This window comes from Haloarcula amylolytica JCM 13557 (genome assembly GCF_000336615.1).
Lineage (GTDB): Archaea > Halobacteriota > Halobacteria > Halobacteriales > Haloarculaceae > Haloarcula > Haloarcula amylolytica.
Genome location: NZ_AOLW01000006.1, coordinates 345,783 through 361,234 on the forward strand (window position 1 = coordinate 345,783; position 15,452 = coordinate 361,234).

Annotated in this window: 21 protein-coding genes and 2 tRNA genes; 8 read left to right on the forward strand and 15 right to left on the reverse strand. The window is 63.9% G+C overall.

The features are described from left to right. Positions 1–90 precede the first annotated feature (90 nt). The 9 genes from C442_RS02020 to C442_RS02055 all read right to left on the reverse strand — a co-directional run bounded on the left by C442_RS02020 (position 91) and on the right by C442_RS02055 (position 5,862). Positions 91–888, reverse strand: a complete 798-nt coding sequence (locus C442_RS02020) for an SDR family NAD(P)-dependent oxidoreductase (protein WP_008307406.1) — start codon at positions 886–888, stop codon at positions 91–93. Further along, complete coding sequence (locus C442_RS22810; RefSeq protein WP_275039400.1) at positions 878–1,000, reverse strand: hypothetical protein; 123 nt, start codon at positions 998–1,000, stop codon at positions 878–880. Before C442_RS22810 ends, C442_RS02020 begins: the two co-directional genes overlap by 11 nt. Further along, positions 990–1,661, reverse strand: coding sequence for a non-canonical purine NTP pyrophosphatase (locus tag C442_RS02025; protein ID WP_008307408.1), 672 nt, complete (start codon positions 1,659–1,661; stop codon positions 990–992). The genes C442_RS22810 and C442_RS02025 overlap by 11 nt, the downstream gene beginning before the upstream one ends. Positions 1,662–1,726: 65 nt before the next feature. Next, a complete protein-coding gene (locus C442_RS02030) occupies positions 1,727–2,002 on the reverse strand; it encodes a DUF5808 domain-containing protein (RefSeq protein ID WP_004590574.1) in 276 nt (91 codons plus the stop codon). Between the two features lie 214 nt (positions 2,003–2,216). Then, positions 2,217–3,878 carry a bifunctional N(6)-L-threonylcarbamoyladenine synthase/serine/threonine protein kinase gene (locus tag C442_RS02035; RefSeq protein ID WP_008307410.1) on the reverse strand — a complete coding sequence of 554 codons (1,662 nt, stop codon included), beginning with the start codon at positions 3,876–3,878 and terminating at the stop codon, positions 2,217–2,219. Positions 3,879–3,887: 9 nt separating this feature from the next. After that, the gene (locus tag C442_RS02040; protein ID WP_004590578.1) at positions 3,888–4,022 is read right to left on the reverse strand and encodes a 30S ribosomal protein S27ae; all 135 of its coding nucleotides are present in this window, start codon (positions 4,020–4,022) and stop codon (positions 3,888–3,890) included. Further along, positions 4,023–4,331 (reverse strand): 30S ribosomal protein S24e, encoded by a 309-nt coding sequence (locus tag C442_RS02045; RefSeq protein WP_004516108.1) that lies wholly within the window; start codon positions 4,329–4,331, stop codon positions 4,023–4,025. A gap of 195 nt (positions 4,332–4,526) precedes the next feature. Next, on the reverse strand, positions 4,527–5,534 hold the full coding sequence (locus C442_RS02050; RefSeq protein ID WP_008307416.1) for an AAA family ATPase: 1,008 nt from the start codon (positions 5,532–5,534) through the stop codon (positions 4,527–4,529). Positions 5,535–5,791: 257 nt separating this feature from the next. Then, positions 5,792–5,862: transfer RNA gene (locus tag C442_RS02055), tRNA-Gly, on the reverse strand. Between the two features lie 219 nt (positions 5,863–6,081). Between C442_RS02055 and C442_RS02060 the strand changes: the two genes are divergently transcribed. Beyond that, on the forward strand, positions 6,082–6,915 hold the full coding sequence (locus tag C442_RS02060) for an NAD+ synthase (RefSeq protein ID WP_008307418.1): 834 nt from the start codon (positions 6,082–6,084) through the stop codon (positions 6,913–6,915). Between the two features lie 23 nt (positions 6,916–6,938). On the opposite strand, the gene C442_RS02065 is transcribed toward C442_RS02060, so the two are convergent. Continuing rightward, the gene (locus C442_RS02065) at positions 6,939–7,709 is read right to left on the reverse strand and encodes a DUF3105 domain-containing protein (RefSeq protein ID WP_008307420.1); all 771 of its coding nucleotides are present in this window, start codon (positions 7,707–7,709) and stop codon (positions 6,939–6,941) included. A gap of 38 nt (positions 7,710–7,747) precedes the next feature. Continuing rightward, the gene (locus C442_RS02070; protein ID WP_008307422.1) at positions 7,748–8,422 is read right to left on the reverse strand and encodes an enoyl-CoA hydratase/isomerase family protein; all 675 of its coding nucleotides are present in this window, start codon (positions 8,420–8,422) and stop codon (positions 7,748–7,750) included. 60 nt (positions 8,423–8,482) lie between these two features. Here C442_RS02070 and C442_RS02075 point away from each other — a divergent pair, with 60 nt between their 5' ends. The 7 genes from C442_RS02075 to C442_RS02110 all read left to right on the forward strand — a co-directional run bounded on the left by C442_RS02075 (position 8,483) and on the right by C442_RS02110 (position 11,913). After that, on the forward strand, positions 8,483–9,139 hold the full coding sequence (locus C442_RS02075) for a DUF7114 family protein (RefSeq protein WP_008307423.1): 657 nt from the start codon (positions 8,483–8,485) through the stop codon (positions 9,137–9,139). A 67-nt stretch (positions 9,140–9,206) separates the two neighbouring features. Beyond that, positions 9,207–9,278: transfer RNA gene (locus C442_RS02080), tRNA-Thr, on the forward strand. Positions 9,279–9,635: 357 nt separating this feature from the next. Then, a complete protein-coding gene (locus C442_RS02085; protein ID WP_008307424.1) occupies positions 9,636–9,917 on the forward strand; it encodes a ribbon-helix-helix domain-containing protein in 282 nt (93 codons plus the stop codon). Continuing rightward, positions 9,910–10,194: a type II toxin-antitoxin system RelE family toxin gene (locus tag C442_RS02090; protein WP_008307425.1), complete on the forward strand. Its 285-nt coding sequence runs from the start codon at positions 9,910–9,912 to the stop codon at positions 10,192–10,194. Before C442_RS02085 ends, C442_RS02090 begins: the two co-directional genes overlap by 8 nt. 889 nt (positions 10,195–11,083) lie before the next feature. Next, positions 11,084–11,323, forward strand: coding sequence for a hypothetical protein (locus tag C442_RS02100; protein ID WP_008307427.1), 240 nt, complete (start codon positions 11,084–11,086; stop codon positions 11,321–11,323). A 78-nt stretch (positions 11,324–11,401) separates the two neighbouring features. Then, a complete protein-coding gene (locus C442_RS02105) occupies positions 11,402–11,641 on the forward strand; it encodes a hypothetical protein (RefSeq protein ID WP_008307430.1) in 240 nt (79 codons plus the stop codon). Then, positions 11,638–11,913, forward strand: coding sequence for a hypothetical protein (locus C442_RS02110; RefSeq protein ID WP_008307432.1), 276 nt, complete (start codon positions 11,638–11,640; stop codon positions 11,911–11,913). Before C442_RS02105 ends, C442_RS02110 begins: the two co-directional genes overlap by 4 nt. A 56-nt stretch (positions 11,914–11,969) precedes the next feature. Here C442_RS02110 and C442_RS02115 read toward each other — a convergent pair whose 3' ends face one another. The 4 genes from C442_RS02115 to rio1 form a co-directional block, all read right to left on the reverse strand. Then, the gene (locus C442_RS02115) at positions 11,970–12,410 is read right to left on the reverse strand and encodes an acyl-CoA thioesterase (protein WP_008307433.1); all 441 of its coding nucleotides are present in this window, start codon (positions 12,408–12,410) and stop codon (positions 11,970–11,972) included. Positions 12,411–12,537: 127 nt separating this feature from the next. Beyond that, entirely contained in the window at positions 12,538–13,086 is a 549-nt protein-coding gene (locus C442_RS02120) for a KH domain-containing protein (RefSeq protein ID WP_004590591.1), read from the reverse strand. Between the two features lie 95 nt (positions 13,087–13,181). Continuing rightward, positions 13,182–14,231 carry a two-component system sensor histidine kinase NtrB gene (locus tag C442_RS02125; RefSeq protein WP_049942773.1) on the reverse strand — a complete coding sequence of 350 codons (1,050 nt, stop codon included), beginning with the start codon at positions 14,229–14,231 and terminating at the stop codon, positions 13,182–13,184. Between the two features lie 276 nt (positions 14,232–14,507). After that, positions 14,508–15,443, reverse strand: a complete 936-nt coding sequence (gene rio1 / locus C442_RS02130) for a serine/threonine-protein kinase Rio1 (RefSeq protein WP_008307435.1) — start codon at positions 15,441–15,443, stop codon at positions 14,508–14,510. Positions 15,444–15,452 lie beyond the last annotated feature (9 nt).

Consider the following 15,452-nt stretch of genomic DNA (forward strand, 5'->3'; position numbering starts at 1 on the left):
ATTCTCGGATATTGAAAAGGAATCAGTAGACGAAGACTCAGAACATGGCGATACGAGCCTCGTTCAGATGGCATTCTCGCTCTTGATTCTCTACCGGCCTCGATTGACCAGCGCTGCGACGCGCCGGACGACCCAGCGCGGCGTCACCCTGACCAGCCGGTCGATAAGCCGCATCGACCGCCGCGGAATCACGACAGTCTCGCCAGTGGCGGCCCCTTCGTAGGCCGCCGATGCGACTGCTTCGGGCGTATTCGAGGCGACAGATCCAACCATCGAGTCCGCCATCCCGGCTCGTTCCTGAAACTCTGTGTCGACCGGGCCGGGACAGACGACCGTCACATCGACCGGAGTCTCACGGAGTTCCTCGGCCAGCGCCTCGCTGAAGCTGTTGATGTACGCTTTGCTCGCGTAGTAGCCAGCGAGATTCGGTCCCGGCTGGAACCCGGCGACTGAACCCACGTTGATAACCGCGCCGCCGTCGTCGAACTCGTCGAGGAATAGCCGCGTCAGTTCGACCGGGAGCATGACGTTCAGCCGCAACTGCGTCCGCTCGGCGTCGAGATCGCTTTCGGCGAACGGGCCGTAGGTCCCCACGCCGACGTTGTTGACGAGGACACCGATGTCCAGCCCGCGGTCCAGCACCTCCTCGTACAGGGCTTCGGCGGCCGCCGCGTGGTCGAGGTCCATCGTGATTGGTGTCGCCGTGATGCCCCTCGTTTCGAGATCCTCGGCCAACCGCTCCAGTTTCTCCTCGCTCCGGGCGACCAGCACCACGTCGTGCCCGCGTGCGGCGAACTCCTGTGCCAGCGATTTGCCGATGCCCGCCGACGCACCGGTTATCAGGGCGGTGCCGCCGGTCCCGACGACCGGCACGTCGCTACCGCTCACCGTACCACTCCGCGACCGGTGTCGCTTCGGGTTCCAGCGCCGTCGGCCCCTCGCCGCTGGAACTTCCGAGGGATGCGGCACATCCCTCGACGGACGGTTCGCTACCGCTCACCGTACCACTCCGCGAACTTCGACAACGCCCGCCCGCGGTGGGAGATCGCGTTTTTCTGCTCGGTGCTCATCTCCGCGAACGTCGTTCCGTCGTGCTCGAAGATCGGGTCGAAGCCGAACCCGCCCTCGCCGCGCGGGGCGACAATCTCGCCGTTCACGCGCCCCTCGAACAGCTTTACCGGGACTGTCTCGCTGCTCCTCCCCGCGCTCCCGTCGTGGACCTGTTCGTCCGTCGTCGCCGCGCCGCGGTCTTCGGCCGCCAGGTCCTGTCCGCGCCGGTCCTCGCGGTCGATCCCGCCCGGATCAGGCGTCGCCTCGAACCCTTCGCCGTCGCAGTAGGCGATGACCGTCTTGAACGCCGCGCCGCGGTCGTCCTCCGGCTCGGTCATGCGCCAGACGCGCTCCACGCCGACGGTGTCCTCGACGTAGGAGGAGTACGGCCCGGGGAACCCGTCGAAGGCGTCGATGAACAGCCCTGCGTCGTCGACGATGACTGGCCCGTCAGCCGCTCGGTAGGCCGCCCGCGCCCCCTCGGCCGCGACCGTTTTCAGGTCATCGGCCTGGACTTCCGGGTAGTCGAAGTCGAACTGTTCGACCTCGTCGTCGAGATACTCGGTCGCTTCCCGTACCTTTCCGGGATTGGTCGTGACAAAATTGAGCATACCGGCACACAGCGACCGGCGATAAAAGAGCCGTCGAAACTCCGCAACCGCTCAACCAATCCGTCTCAGTCGACGACGACTTCGACCGGTTCGTCCTCGCTCTCGGACTCGAACTCCTCGCTGCTGCCGCCGCGTTCGAGATACAGCATCACGCCGGCGACCGCCAGCACGACCCACGAGCGCCAGTTCGCCAGGTTCAGCGTGTAGCCGATGCCGAACGGCTTCTCCACCAGCATGTCATCGCCCGGCTTCCAATAGGCCGACACCAACCGCTTGAGGCTCGGTCGTTCGAAGTTGTACGGCACGCCGAACAACGTTCCCGACTGGGGTTTTTCTGCCATACCGATTCCTATTCGGGCCGAGGTTAAACCATTTGTCCACCACCTTTTTCATCGTCACCGTTCCTCGCTCGCTTCGCTCGCTGCGGGGACGGCTCCTCGAAAAACGTGGGCGAAAAAAGCGCGAATCGCGGAGCGATTCGCGTGAAACCGCTCGCTACGCTCGCGGTATGCTTTCTCCGCCGACCGCGACTCAGCACCTCCCTTGGTTCCTATTCTACTGATACCGGCCCCGCCCCTCGATGTCGTCGAGGCTGGCGAACACCGCGTCGGCGTGGTCGCTCTCGGTCCGGTAGGCGTCTTCGGCGGCCGACAGTAGCGTCTCGGGGTCGTCCGCGGTCCCGGCGAGCGACTGGGCGAGGACGTGGAGGTCCATCGCGTGGTCCTCGGCCTCCTGCGTGTAGTAGCCGAGGCCGAAGTCGATGAGGAAGGTCCGGTCCGTCTGGTCGTCGTGGCTACCGACTCGGACGTTCCGTGTCGTCGGGTCACCGTGGACGAATCCGGCGTCGTGGATGCGGGCGAGCCAGCGCCCCACGTCCGCGACGCGCGCCTCCGACAGCCCCTCACGGAGGTCCGCCTCGCCCACGCGCTGGAAGACGATGCGGGATTCCTGCGGGTCCACGTCCCGCACGAGCGGCGTCGGGACGCCGTGTCGGCGCGCCTCGCTGGTGAGGCGGGCTTCCTGTCGGGTCCGCTCAGTTCGGAGGCGCTCGTCGAGCGTCGGATGGCGGTAGCTCCGTGGCACGCGCTCCTTGATGACTCGGTCCTCCTCGAAGCGGACGGTCGCCTCCGCGCCCTGGACTTCGTCGTCCGCCGCTCGATAGCTGTCGACTGACTCCTCGGCCCCGCGCCAGGTGACGGTCACTTCGTCGGGCCGGAAGTTCGAGTCGATCTGTGAGTCTTCGATGGCGATTGTGTCGCCGGCCGCGTACATCTTCGCGCCGAGCATCGCGATCATCCCGGCGTTGTCCCGCAGGAAGCGGTCCTCGGGGGCGTAGAACGCCGCGCCGCGTTGCTCGCACATCTCGCCGAGCATCCGCTGGAGGCGGTCGTTCTGGCCGACACCGCCGCCCAGCACCAGTTCGTCAGCACCGGTCAGCGACAGCGCCCGCTCGGAGACTTCCGTCAGCATCGCGAAGATGGTCTCCTCCATCCCGCGACAGACGTCGTCGACCGGGACGCCCTCGTCAACGGCCTGCTTGGCAGCGCTCATGATGCCCGAAAAGGAGAAGTCCATCCCCTTGACGACGTAGGGCAGTTCGTGGTACTCGCCGTCGCGAGCGTGCTGTTCGACCTTCGGTCCGCCGGGATGGGACCAGCCGATGTGGCGAGTGAACTTGTCGATAGCGTTACCGACGCCGGTGTCCATCGTCTCGCCCAGCACGCGGTAGCGACCGTTCCGGTAGCCCAGAATGTGGGCATTCGCGCCGGAGGCGTTCAGACACACCGGCGAATCGAAGCCCGAGCGATGGCGACCCACTTCGAGGTGAGCGACCATGTGGTTCACGCCGACCAGCGGCACGTCGAACCGTTGGGCGACCGCCCGAGCGGCTGTGGCGACGATGCGAAGACAGGGGCCGAGTCCCGGACCACGAGCGAAGGCGACGGCGTCAATCGGCGCGCTGTCGTCTCCGTCCCCGTTCGTACCGCCAGCGGCCGCCCGCTCGTGTGCATGTCCGATGGCCGTCTCGACGACGGTCGGGATGGCCTCGCCCATGTGCTCGGCGGCCTCGCGCGGGTGGATGCCGCCGCTGTCTGGGGCGTACGCGTCAGTTTCGATAAAAACGTAGTCGTCGTCGGTTACCCGGGCTGGGTCCGGCGTCTCGAACACCGAAGCACTGGCTGCCCAGGCGGTACCTTCGATACCCAGAATACGCATCGGGCGGCCTTACTTCCACTCGGTGTAGCCGCACTTGCCGCAGTGCTGGCGGTCCTCGTGCTCGGCGAGGACGGTGTCACCGCACCGGGGACAGGTCTCGCGGTCGAGTTCGCCGTCGTCGCTGTAGTACTCGTTGTGTGGCATCTATGCTTCCTCCGCTTCCTCTTCGCCGTCGGCGACGATCTTGTTGCGTTCGAGCATGTGGTCCTGCTCGACGTCGCGGGCGTACTCAGGGTTGTCGTAGACCTTCGCGTAGCCGACCGTCTTCCGCATGCCGAACTTGGTGTCGAGCTTGTGGATGACGACTTCTTCCGCGTCCTTGTTCAGCGTGGCCGCAAGAGAGTCGCGGACAGAGAGACGGGAGGGGGTGGCTTCGTCGTGGACGACCTCGAACCGGACGTCCGTACGGTGCAACATGGGATTCTCGTCTTCTTCGATGATGTCGATATCCATGGTTCGTTGTCCGTATCTACCCGCCGAAGCGCGTAAAAGGATTTCGAAGCGGTTGACGCCGCCTCGGCGGCTGAGCGTCCGCGATTCCATGTCACCGCGCCGTATCGCGGTTCGGCAAGAGGCGCGGGAACGTACAGTAGCGGCCGGCTGTGTCCCGTACAGCGCCCCAGAGCATTATCGGCCGGCAGCCGTTCCCTACCGCTCGCCCAGTTGTGCGAGGAAGTGTGAGAGATGGATTCGCTCGTTGGCCGCGTCCACGAGCGCCATATCCGTCTCTCCGGCCATCTCGTGAATCTCGGCCAGTCGGTCCCCGGAGTAGCGTGACCGAGCCACTTCCAGCATATCGTCGAGGATATCGGACGCGCCGTATCCCTCGTCGACGAGCAGGTCGTCCAGCGTCGACCGCGCGTCGGTAAAGCGCCCGTCCTCGGCCGCGTCGATCATCTGCTCGACCTGGTCGTCGGCCTCGACGGCGTTCAGCGTCTCGAAGGCGGCGTCCATCGTCACCTCGCCCTCGGCTTCGGCAGTCGTCTGGGCGGCCAGCACTGCGGTCCGGAGGTCACCCTCCGCGTAGCCGGCGACGTACTCGATGCCGTCGTCGTCATGGTCGACACCCTCCGCGGTGACGATGTCCTCCAGTACGGACGCCGTCTCCTCGTGAGTCGGTTCGCGCATCACGACCGGGAAACACCGCGAGCGGATCGGCGGGATAACGGCCGAGGGCTGGCGCGTCGCGATAACGAACTGCGTCGCCTCGTAGTACTGCTCCATCACCCGGCGCAGTGCCTGCTGGAAGTCCTCGCGCATCCCCTCGGCATTGTCCAGCAGGATGGTCTTGTAGCTGCCCGACACCGGCGAGTAGCTGGCGGACTCCTTGAGGACGTGGTTGATGAGGTCTGCCTTCGAGGATTCGCGGCGGCGCTTGCTGTCGATGAACGACGCGAACCGCGGGTCGTTCGAGACCTCCTTTTTCGTCATGCCGAACACGTCGGCCATGTTGAGTTCCGTGAAGTCCGCGTCGGGGTTCTCGTGGACTTCCCGGGCAAAGGCTCGGACAGCGGCCGTCTTCCCGCTCCCTTTCGGTCCGTGGACCAGGAGGTTCATCGGCTCCTCGATGGCTCCTTGCAGGTGCTCGCGGGCCTTCGGCTGGCGGATGTCCGACAACTCCGGGGCGTGTGTCTCCGTCCACAGCGGCGCGTCCATCTGTTGGCACTGGGTATGCCCGGCCCCGACAAGTATCCCGCGGTCCGCGGGCTGTGTCGCTCACACTGGGAAACGACGGGAAGAATGCCTCGGCCGGGAGTGAGCGAACCAGTCCGTTCGCGAACATCGGACAGTAAACGACCGCAGGGAATGCGCCGGCCGGGAATTGAACCCGATGGCGAGACTCACTCTGTTCGCCTCGCGTGATTCAATTCCCGTGGACTGCATTTGCTGCTCGCGACTTGCTCGCATCAAAATGCGCCGGCCGGGAATTGAACCCGGGCTATTGCCTTGGGAAGGCAATGTCCTACCACTGGACCACCGGCGCGCATCGTTCACTACGTTCACTCGCGCGCCGAGGCTCGCAAATCCGTCGGATTTGCTCACCACCGGCGCGCTGTGGTAGACTGCAGGTCGGTCGGACCTGCGAACCCCGTATCGAACTGTCAACAGCGACCGCACTTGAACGTAGCGTTTCGACTGGACGGTCGTCCGAAAATATCGCGCCGATGGATGGGTATTAGTTCCGCCCGGCCAACTAGTAGATATGGCAACAGCGGACTCCGTCGTACGGGCCAACGACCCGATCGACCTGACGTTCTCCGAGGCTGAACTGGACGCCCACCGCGACCATATCACGTCGTTCATCGAGGAGCAGGTCGACGCCGCCGGTGTCGACACCGTGGTGCTGGGGCTCTCGGGCGGCATCGACAGCACACTCGTCTCACACCTGGCTGTCGAGGCGCTCGGCCGCGACGCTGTCCACGGCCTCGTGATGCCCAGCGAGGTCAACCGCGCGGACAACATGAGCGACGCCGAGCGCGTGGCCAACGACCTGCTCGGCATCGAGTACGACGTCATCGAAATTAACCCGCTCGTCGACGCGTTCCTCGACGCCTATCCCGACGCCGAGGGTGACCAGCTCGCCGTCGGCAATCTCCGGGTTCGCTGCCGGGCGGTGCTGAACTATCTCGTCGGGAACCACGAGAACGCGCTGGTACTGGGCACCGGTAACCGGAGCGAGGCGCTGGTCGGCTACTACACGAAGTACGGCGACGGCGCGGTCGACTGCCATCCCATCGCGGCGCTGTACAAACAGCAGGTCCGGCAGCTGGCGAAACACGTCGGCGTCCCCGACGACCTCGCGGAGAAGACCGCCAGCGCCGAGATGTGGGCCGGCCAGACCGACGCCGACGAGATGGGGATGGACTACGACACGCTCGACTCTATCCTCGCCCTGCATATCGACGGCGGCGTCCCGGCGGCTGCGACGGCCGACCGGCTCGGTGTCCCGCTGGATGTTGTCGAGACTGTCCGAGAAATGTACGAATCGAGCGCCCACAAGCGAGCGATGCCGCCGGGTGCGGACCCGCTGTACTGAGGCCTGTTCCTTCGAGTTAGCCGTCAGCGGACCGGGTTCTCCGGCCCGCGGCCCAGATACTCCGAGAGGAACGCGTGGACGGTGTCGGCGTCGTAACTGTCCAGCGTTAGCTCGTGCCGCCACGCCGTCACGACGTAGGTCGCCCGCGGGTCGTCGTTGGGGTTCGGGACGGCGACGACGCTCCGCCAGGTGCCGGTGTGGGTGCTGGAGAACTCCCGAAGGCTCTCTCTGGCTTCTGGGGAAATTGCATCGGGGTCGTAGTAGACGATGACCGCGCCGTGTTCGAGCGTGTGGACGAGCGAACCGAGCAGCGGCGTCGCCTCGTAGAAGCCTGCATCGACTGTCGAAGCGTAGTGCGTCCCGGAGAGTGGCGGGACCCGCTGGTAGTCGATAGCACTGCCTTCTTCGACGTGGGTGGTCCCTCTGTCAGGGAACTGCTCGACGCCGGCCAGTCGGTCGCTGTCGCCGGTGTCGTCCAATGGCGACGCTTCGACCCCGGAGGCCTCGACTGCCGAAAGCGGCTGTGCGCCCGCCGTCCCGACGAGGTCCGTGTCGCTGCCGCCGTCCCCCCCACTTAGCTGAGTCGCGTATGCTGTGAGTCCGATCGCAAACACCACGACGATGCCGATGATGATTGGACCCATCGGAAGGGTCCCGTCGTCCTCGCCTCCGGTGTGTTCCTCGACGCGCCGACGGTCGATAGCCCCCAGTTCGCCGTCGTGGGCGTCGGCGAGGTGGTCGAGATAGGCGTCGTCACCGTCGAACGATTCCGCGCAGTACTCACAGTCGACCATTGGCGGCCCGTATGCGAGGCGTCGTCTTGTACCCTTCCCTACTCCGTCTTCGCGCTGAGGTCGGCGAAGGCCTGCTGTTCACGGCGCTCCTGGGTCTCCCTGTCGGCGTCGTCCCGCATCCGTGCTTTCAGCACTCGTAGCGCGTCCGTGTCGACGGCCGCCACTTCCTCGGCGACGGCCCGAGGCTCCGCAGTGACCCGCGAGACAAGCCCCATCTGCAGGGCCGTCTCGGCATCAAGCGTTCGGCCAGAGAGCGCGATATCCAGCGCGTCGCCGGTCCCGACGATGTCGGGGAGCCGCGCCGTCCCGCCCCAGGCCCCGAACAGGCCGAGTTTGACCCCGGTTTCGGCCAGCGTTGCGCCGGGCGTCGCCACCCGGATATCGCAGGCCAGCGCCAGTTCGACGCCGCCGCCCCGCGCCGCGCCGTCGATACCGGCGACGACGGCCCCGTCGTAGGATTCGAGCGTCCGAGCGACCCGCTGGCCCAGCGCCGCGAACGCCTCGGCGCGCTCCGAATCGAGGGCCTTGACCTCGTCGAGGTCCGCGCCGGCGCAGAACGCCTCGCCAGCGCCGTGGAGGTACAGCACTGGCTCGGTCGCTGACTCGACTGCTGCTTCGAGGTCACGTAGCGCCGTGCTGGTGAGCGCATTGCGCTGGTCGGGCCGGTCGAGCGTCAGGGTCCGGATACCATCGCCGCTCGTGGTCTGTACCATGCCTGCTGTGACTCTGCGGTTTCCAAAGGTCTTTGCCCTTCCCGTCGCTAGACCCTCATAATGGAGGAAGTGGCGGCAGTTCGCCGAGCGGCGTTGGCGGCAGTCGACGATGTCGAGCCTGACCGGCTTCACGAGCGGATCGCCGCTCGCCTGGACGACGCGTCGCTTGCGCCCGGCGTCCTGACGCTCGTCAGCGCGGGCGCGACCAGCGACCCACCGGTCGACCTGGCTGACGGCGTCGCCGACCGAGCCGCCGGCGTTCAACTCATCTACGAGGGACTCTCGCTCACTCGCCAACTGGCCCGCGACGACCCTTGGGTCAACGGCGACCGCGACACGGCCGACCTGGATATCCTCATCGCGGACATCCTCGTCTCGCGTGGCTTCTACCTGCTCGCCAGGACCGAGGCCGCCGACGCCGCCGTCTCCGTCGTCCGTTCGTTCGGTCACGACCAGACAGTCCGTCAGACGACCAACGACGACAGTCTCGACACCGCGCTCGAAACTGACATTCTGGAACTCGCCGTGGTCGCCGGCGTCACCGCCGCCGGCATCCGTCCCACCCCGACACTCCGCGAGTACGCGACTGAACTGGCCGTCGACGGCCTCCCGCCCAACGCCGAGTTGCTCCGTGAGGACGTCGCCGACGCGCTCCGGGCCCGCGCGGGGGCCGAACAGCCATCCGGCGACGGGACCGAGGCCGCGGCCGACCACTGATACTAATCGACACACCGGCCCCGAATCGAAACGACTTTAGACAATTGCCGGATACACATTGATGCGTGCCTGGGTAGCTTAGCGGTAAAGCGCGTCCTTGGTAAGGACGAGACCCCGGATTCAAATTCCGGCCTAGGCTTTTTCCTCCGTACACTCCTTGTACGCGCACTTTTCTGGCTACACACTCCTGAACGAAACCCGTTCAAGATTCGCTTCTCTCGCTAAACAGGGCATCCCTCGCCGTAATGCGATTCGTCAAACTATCAGGACACATAAACTAATTCGCAGACAGCGGCGGATTAGACCCGAAATAGACCGGGGGCGCGTCCCCTCAAGCGACATCCCGGATTTCGCTAATCCACACTCACAGGACGGACGATGAACCGTAGTCAGGAATGTGATAGAACTGCTCCTTGATGCGGCTATCCACGTCGGTTACGCGGTGAGTGAGCCTCCGCCGAAACGACTATTGGTAAGACTAGCGTATTACGTCTATATGTCTGAAGCAGCTACGAATGATGACGGCGGGGACGACATCGCCACGGTGAATTTCAAGCTCACCGAGTCGTTCCTCGAACAGATAGACGATACGTGGCAGGGACGTGGGTTCAACAGTCGGAGCGAGTTCATCCGGTACACGCTTCGAGACGCCGTTGAGTTCCCGACGTTCGACCGCGACGAACTCGTCGCCCTGCTCGAAGCCGAGGAAGACATCCGCGAGGGACGAACGACGAGCGCCGAGGAAGCCCGCGAGCGGTTCGGCACGAGCGATGAGTGACGACGGGTGGACGTGGGAACTCTCCTCGACGGCCGAAGACGACCTCGACGGACTGTCCCCTACCGACCAAGACCGGATACTCGACAAGCTCGATGAAATCGTCTCCTCGCCGTGGCGCGACCCGCCGGACTACGGTGAGCCGCTCCAGAACAGCCCGTACAAGAAGATACGCGTCGGGGAGTTCCGGCTCTCCGTGAGCTTCCGGCAGGACGACCGACGGCTCGTCGTCGCACGTATCAAGCGTCGGGGCGGCGCGTACACCGCTGACGACGACTAAGTGACGAAAGGCCCTCGATACGGCGAGATACGGGTGAAGGATTCGGTGGATTTGGCCCCGGTAGTCGTCAGTCGTGAGCCACGTCATCGAGGGAACTGTTCTTTCTGCCCCTCAATGTGGTGAGTAGCTTCGGTAAGTTCGGAGGAAATGCTCCACAATCATTATCTCATCAGGCATCAACTCATTATGTACGATGAGAATTATTTGGGCACTCGCTGCGGCATACGTTCTTGTTGGACTCGGTCTATTCTATAGTTTAGCGATAGATTCCAGCGAGCTATTTTTGGGAATGACTGCTCTCATTTATCTTCTAATGAGTCCGTTAGCATATCTTATTTATAAAAAACGAGTGGTAAACGAGTAATCGGTCAATTCGCACGCTCTACTTTCTAACTGATTCACCACAGCATATCTGAAACGTACATACTATCATCCACGCTCGATGTCGTGGGGCCACACGTATGAACCGCACAGCACCCCTCACAAATATGGTGTGTCGAGTAGGGCAACGCTCACCCGAACACGTTTGTCGTTTTCCGGTGTCCACAGACGGCATACGGGGCTGAATACCCAATTCTTTTATAAGTAGCGTTGCTAATAGAGAGATAAGAAGCACGCAAAGTGGGCGTTTGCGGCAAAGGTAGCCGCTTTCAGGGCCGAAGGCCTCCTCGGTAAAGCAAGTCCTTGGTAAGGACGAGACCCCGGATTCAAATTCCGGCCTAGGCTTTCTACAACGAATTAACTGTACAGAGCGACGGGACTCCGTGATCTGGTGAGGCAATAGCGGCAGTTGCAAGCCCGAAATTGCACCGAAGCGTGGAATCCCCGAAACCTTCAGTTCTGCTGACTGCTTGCAAAGGGATATACCGCTGTAGGCCTAACAGTGCATGTGAGTACCACACACGACGAGGCGGCAGATGCGGTATCGCAAGCCGAGAACGGCCGCGCCATGGGGCCCGCCGCGCTGGCGTCCGTCGCGTCCGTTGCCCTGGCGCTGTACTTCTACTACGTCCGGGGTGACAAACAGCGGGGCCAGTTCATCGGTCTCTGGCCCGCGACTATTCTCAGTCTCGCTGCATACCTCAAACTCGGCGAAATCAAACGGCTTCTCGAAGAGGGCGCTGACTGAACAGGAACTGACGCCGGATTCCGCCGTGGTATCGAGTCACAACTAGCCGGCCGTCCGACCAGCCACCACTATCGACACATGCGCTCAACCCTCGCCCAGACCATCACACGCCTCGACCTCGATACCAGAATCCAGTACGGACTGATGCTCCTCTTCGGAGGACTCTGCCTGCTAGCGGCGGTTGCCCCGCTTGCCACCCTCACGAAAGCCGTAATCGTCTCCGCCCTGTTCGGCTTCACCGGCGGACTCTGGGTGTCTCACCTCGTGCAGATCATTCAACGGGCCGCGGCAACGGCACAGTCCGAGGCCGAGCAATGACCGAAGACGTTGCCGAGGACCCCCCACAGACCTCTGGCTTCCTCGCCGGACTCGAATTCCTCACCGGAGACGACCCCAGCGCCGGTTCGTTCCTGCTGGTCGTCGGGATGGTCACCTGCGTCTTCATTGCCGCGTTCCAGTTCACGCTGAACCCTCCGATATCGACACTGCTTACGGGGCTCGTCCTGGTCATCGCCGTCATCAGCTTCATCATGGGCGCGGTGCTGGATATGCTCAATTACTTCGACACGCCGCGGAATCTCGAACGCTGAGTCCAGAGCGCGAACGTACCCGGTCCCCAGCGATGCTCTGCTATGGCTCGTTCTGGCTACCGCTCTGGCTCTTCTGCGAGCGCCGTCTCGCGCAACTGCTTGCACGCCTCGCTTTCGGCCGTCAGCTCGGGGACAGGCGTCGGTTTGCCGTCGTCGACAGCGACGAAGGTGGCGTAGGCGCTCGTCGTTTCCTCCGTTTCGCCCGTGTGTGGGGCCTCGCGGGCGACTTCGATTCGAACCCGGACGCTGGTCCGGCCGGTCGCGTAGGCGTATGACTCGATGAGCGCGGTGTCACCGATGGGTATCGGGCGCTCGAAGTCGACGCGAGACATCTGTGCGGTCACGCAGGACTCCCTGGCGGCCCGCATGGCAGACATCGCCCCGATCTCGTCCATCCACTTCATCACGATTCCCCCGTGGGCGCTGTTGTAGTTGTTCGCGTGGGTCGGCTGGACGCGCTCCCGGTTGACGATATGGGTATCGGCGATGGTCGGCATACCGTCTCGTAGAGCGTGTTTCGGGAAAACGGTGTGGTGCGCCGCTGACGGGATTCAGCAGTGACCGTACGCACTCATACTGTCGCCGTGGCTCGCAATCGCCAGCCAGACAGCTGATTTACCGGACTTACCCGGTGAACTGGTGATATTCGAGGCCTTTGTGCTTCATCTCGTTGTGCTTGCGTTCGAGGAACGAGTAGACGGAGCCGTGGGGAGCCCCGTCCAGAATCATCTCGGCGGCCTCTCGCACGGCGTCGACCTGCTCCGGGCCGCCGATGATGCCCAGCGTCGAGCCGTAGATGACGACGGCCGCGCCGGAGAGTTCCTGCATGAGTTCCCGCGTCCGGCCGCCCTCACCGATGAGCCGGCCCTTCTGGCGGCGGAAGTCGTTCTTGTTTCGGGAGGCGGCCTCGATGTCGATGAGTTCGAACATCATCATATCGTCCTCGAGCAGCGCCAGCGCGTCGTCGGGCGCGAACCCGCGGCCGATGGCCTTCACGATGTCGGGGCCTTTCAGCGCCGTCACGGGGTCGCCGACGGACTCGACTTTCACCGTGCCGTCCTCGGAATCGATATCCAGCCGGACCTCTGCGCGCTCCTCGATCTCGCGCATGGTCTCACCTCCCTCGCCGATCAACACACCGATACGGTCCTGCGGAATCTTCACGTGTTGCATAAGTATACCTCTCTGTAGGAGGGTCTGCCTGTTTAAAACTTCGGCAGTCGCGTGACTGTAAGATGCCGGGCGCCCGTCCGCCGGCAGAAGCCATTTCAGTCCAGGAACTCGACGCCGGTAATTTCGAACCGCGCGCCGCCCGTGTCGCTGTCGGTGACGAGGATGTCCCAGCCGTGTGCGCCCGCGATGGTCCGGACAATCGAGAGCCCGTAGCCGCTGCCGTCTTCGGCAGTCGTGAAGCCGTGGTCGAACACGTCGTCCTGATTGTCGGCCGGGATGCCGGGGCCGTCGTCCTCGACGTAGAAGCCGTGGTCCAGCGGGCCGACGCGGACGATAACGGCTCCGTCGCCGTGTCGGATGCTGTTCTGAAAGAGGTTCTCGAACAGTTCGATGAGGCGGTCGGCGTCGGCGCTCACCGGGCCGACGTGGTCGTAGTGGAGCGTGGCTCGCTCGGTGGTTCCGCCGGCCCCCTCCCAGGCGGTGTCGACGACGTCCTTGACGTTCGTCGTTTCCGGATCGGTGACGACGTTGCCCTGCTTGGCGACAGAGAGCAGGTCATCGACGAGGCGGGCCATCCTGTCGCTCGTCTCTTCGAGCGCGTCGAGGTGTTCCTCGTCACCGGTTTCGCGGGCCAGATGCACCCGTGAGGAGATGACGCTGAGTGGGCTCCGCAGGTCGTGGGCGAGGATATCCGTGAACTCCTTGAGCCGGTCGTTCTGGCGTTCGAGCATCTTGTCGTACTGGTGTTTCTCGGTCGTGTCCTGGCTGACTGCGACGAACCCTTCGGATTCCCCATCTTCGAGCGGTGAGAGCGAGAGTGTCGCCCAGAACACCGACCCGTCAGCCTGTCGGTGCCAGTGCTGTGTCTCGATGGGCTCGTCCACCGCCTCCGCCAGAAGTGATTCGACGGTCGTCTCCATCTCCTCGGGGTCGGCAAACAGCATGTCGACGTGGTGGCCGACCGCCGCGTCCCGGTCGTAGCCGTACAGCGTCGCTGCCGGGTCGGGCCAGGTCGTGATGGTGCCATCAGCGTCGAGCATGAACACCGCATGCGAGGACAGTCCCTCGATGAGGCGCTCAGACACCGAGGCGTCGCTGTTCGCGGTCTGCTGATCCGAACTGCTGTCTGATGGGGTGGTGTCCATCAGCCGCACCTGCTTGGAACAGGCCAGCGCCGACTCACACAGCATGGGTAGCACTGTGACAGGTCATCCATGTGTATATATACGCCCTCTAACATTTTACGTACCGTGGTTTTCACAGTCAAACCGGGTTGTGAGGAAGCGGGTAACAACGGCAGTGTGCTGCGGTTTGTCTGCCGGAACTCAGTGCCATGGGTGATAATGGCTACAATTCACATATCGCCGCTGCGATAAGATTCTACCCCCCCAAAAAACATCACGCGAACAGAACGCTGGTGGTTACTCGTCGTCACGACGGTCGGCTGGCGTCCCCTGCGGGACGGCGTCGTCGTCGCTCCCCGGGGCGGTGTCGTCCTTGTCCTTCGGTGTCGCGTACTCCCGGACGTACGCGAGCAGGTCCTCGGGCGCAGCGTCGACGCCCTGTCTGGCGAAGAAGTTCGCGACGTTGCGGCAGTCCCGTTCGAGGAAATCGTCGGCGTTGGGGTGGTGGATGGTCACCGCCTGGCCCAGGTCGATGATGTACAGTTGGCCCTCGTGGAAGACGATGTTGTACTCCGAGAGGTCGCCGTGGACGAGGCCGGCGTCGTACAGTCGGCGGGTGTACTCCTTGACGACCTCGTAGGCCGTCTCCGGGTTCTCGATGTGGACCTCGCTGAGACGTTTGCTGCGGCCTTCTTCGGTTCCGAGGTACTCCATCACGAGGACGTTCCGCTCGACGGCGATGGGCTCCGGCGTGCGGACGCCCGCTCGTCGGGCGCGCTTGAGATTCGAGGACTCCTTGCGGACCCACGCGGTGACGACCTTCTTCTTGTCCGAGCCGATGCCCTCGAACCGGGGGTCGCCGTCGAGATAGCTCCGCATGTCCTTGAAATCGGAGGCGTTGATGCGGTACACTTTGACGGCGACCTCCTTGTCGCCAGAGAGTGCGGTGTAGACGTTGGCCTCTTTTCCGGTCGAGATTGGGCCACCGAAGGCGTCGATGTGGCCGTCCTGCACGAGCTTGTACAGCGCGCCGTAGGTGGCGTCGTCGAAGACGCTGGCCTCGACCTTGAACTGGTCGGCGTCCTTGATGCGCTCGCGGAACTCGCTGAACTCGCGGTCCCGCTTGCGGGCGATGCGGTCGGCTTCCGTGTCGGAGACGTCGACCTCTTCCCATTCGTCACCCGGTGAGTCAACGTCGTCCGTATCGAGCAGGCCGAACTGCCCCTCGGTCACGCTTTTGCC

What these genes read in the sequence shown, in the direction of transcription:
- C442_RS02025 (WP_008307408.1), bottom strand. Translation starts at nt 1,661, where the DNA reads ATGCTCAATTTTGTCACGACCAATCCCGGAAAGGTACGGGAAGCGACC.
- C442_RS02030 (WP_004590574.1), bottom strand. Translation starts at nt 2,002, where the DNA reads ATGGCAGAAAAACCCCAGTCGGGAACGTTGTTCGGCGTGCCGTACAAC.
- C442_RS02035 (WP_008307410.1), bottom strand. Translation starts at nt 3,878, where the DNA reads ATGCGTATTCTGGGTATCGAAGGTACCGCCTGGGCAGCCAGTGCTTCG.
- C442_RS02040 (WP_004590578.1), bottom strand. Translation starts at nt 4,022, where the DNA reads ATGCCACACAACGAGTACTACAGCGACGACGGCGAACTCGACCGCGAG.
- C442_RS02045 (WP_004516108.1), bottom strand. Translation starts at nt 4,331, where the DNA reads ATGGATATCGACATCATCGAAGAAGACGAGAATCCCATGTTGCACCGT.
- C442_RS02050 (WP_008307416.1), bottom strand. Translation starts at nt 5,534, where the DNA reads ATGGACGCGCCGCTGTGGACGGAGACACACGCCCCGGAGTTGTCGGAC.
- C442_RS02060 (WP_008307418.1), top strand. Translation starts at nt 6,082, where the DNA reads ATGGCAACAGCGGACTCCGTCGTACGGGCCAACGACCCGATCGACCTG.
- C442_RS02065 (WP_008307420.1), bottom strand. Translation starts at nt 7,709, where the DNA reads ATGGTCGACTGTGAGTACTGCGCGGAATCGTTCGACGGTGACGACGCC.
- C442_RS02070 (WP_008307422.1), bottom strand. Translation starts at nt 8,422, where the DNA reads ATGGTACAGACCACGAGCGGCGATGGTATCCGGACCCTGACGCTCGAC.
- C442_RS02075 (WP_008307423.1), top strand. Translation starts at nt 8,483, where the DNA reads ATGGAGGAAGTGGCGGCAGTTCGCCGAGCGGCGTTGGCGGCAGTCGAC.
- C442_RS02085 (WP_008307424.1), top strand. Translation starts at nt 9,636, where the DNA reads ATGTCTGAAGCAGCTACGAATGATGACGGCGGGGACGACATCGCCACG.
- C442_RS02090 (WP_008307425.1), top strand. Translation starts at nt 9,910, where the DNA reads ATGAGTGACGACGGGTGGACGTGGGAACTCTCCTCGACGGCCGAAGAC.
- C442_RS02105 (WP_008307430.1), top strand. Translation starts at nt 11,402, where the DNA reads ATGCGCTCAACCCTCGCCCAGACCATCACACGCCTCGACCTCGATACC.
- C442_RS02110 (WP_008307432.1), top strand. Translation starts at nt 11,638, where the DNA reads ATGACCGAAGACGTTGCCGAGGACCCCCCACAGACCTCTGGCTTCCTC.
- C442_RS02115 (WP_008307433.1), bottom strand. Translation starts at nt 12,410, where the DNA reads ATGCCGACCATCGCCGATACCCATATCGTCAACCGGGAGCGCGTCCAG.
- C442_RS02120 (WP_004590591.1), bottom strand. Translation starts at nt 13,086, where the DNA reads ATGCAACACGTGAAGATTCCGCAGGACCGTATCGGTGTGTTGATCGGC.
- C442_RS02125 (WP_049942773.1), bottom strand. Translation starts at nt 14,231, where the DNA reads ATGGACACCACCCCATCAGACAGCAGTTCGGATCAGCAGACCGCGAAC.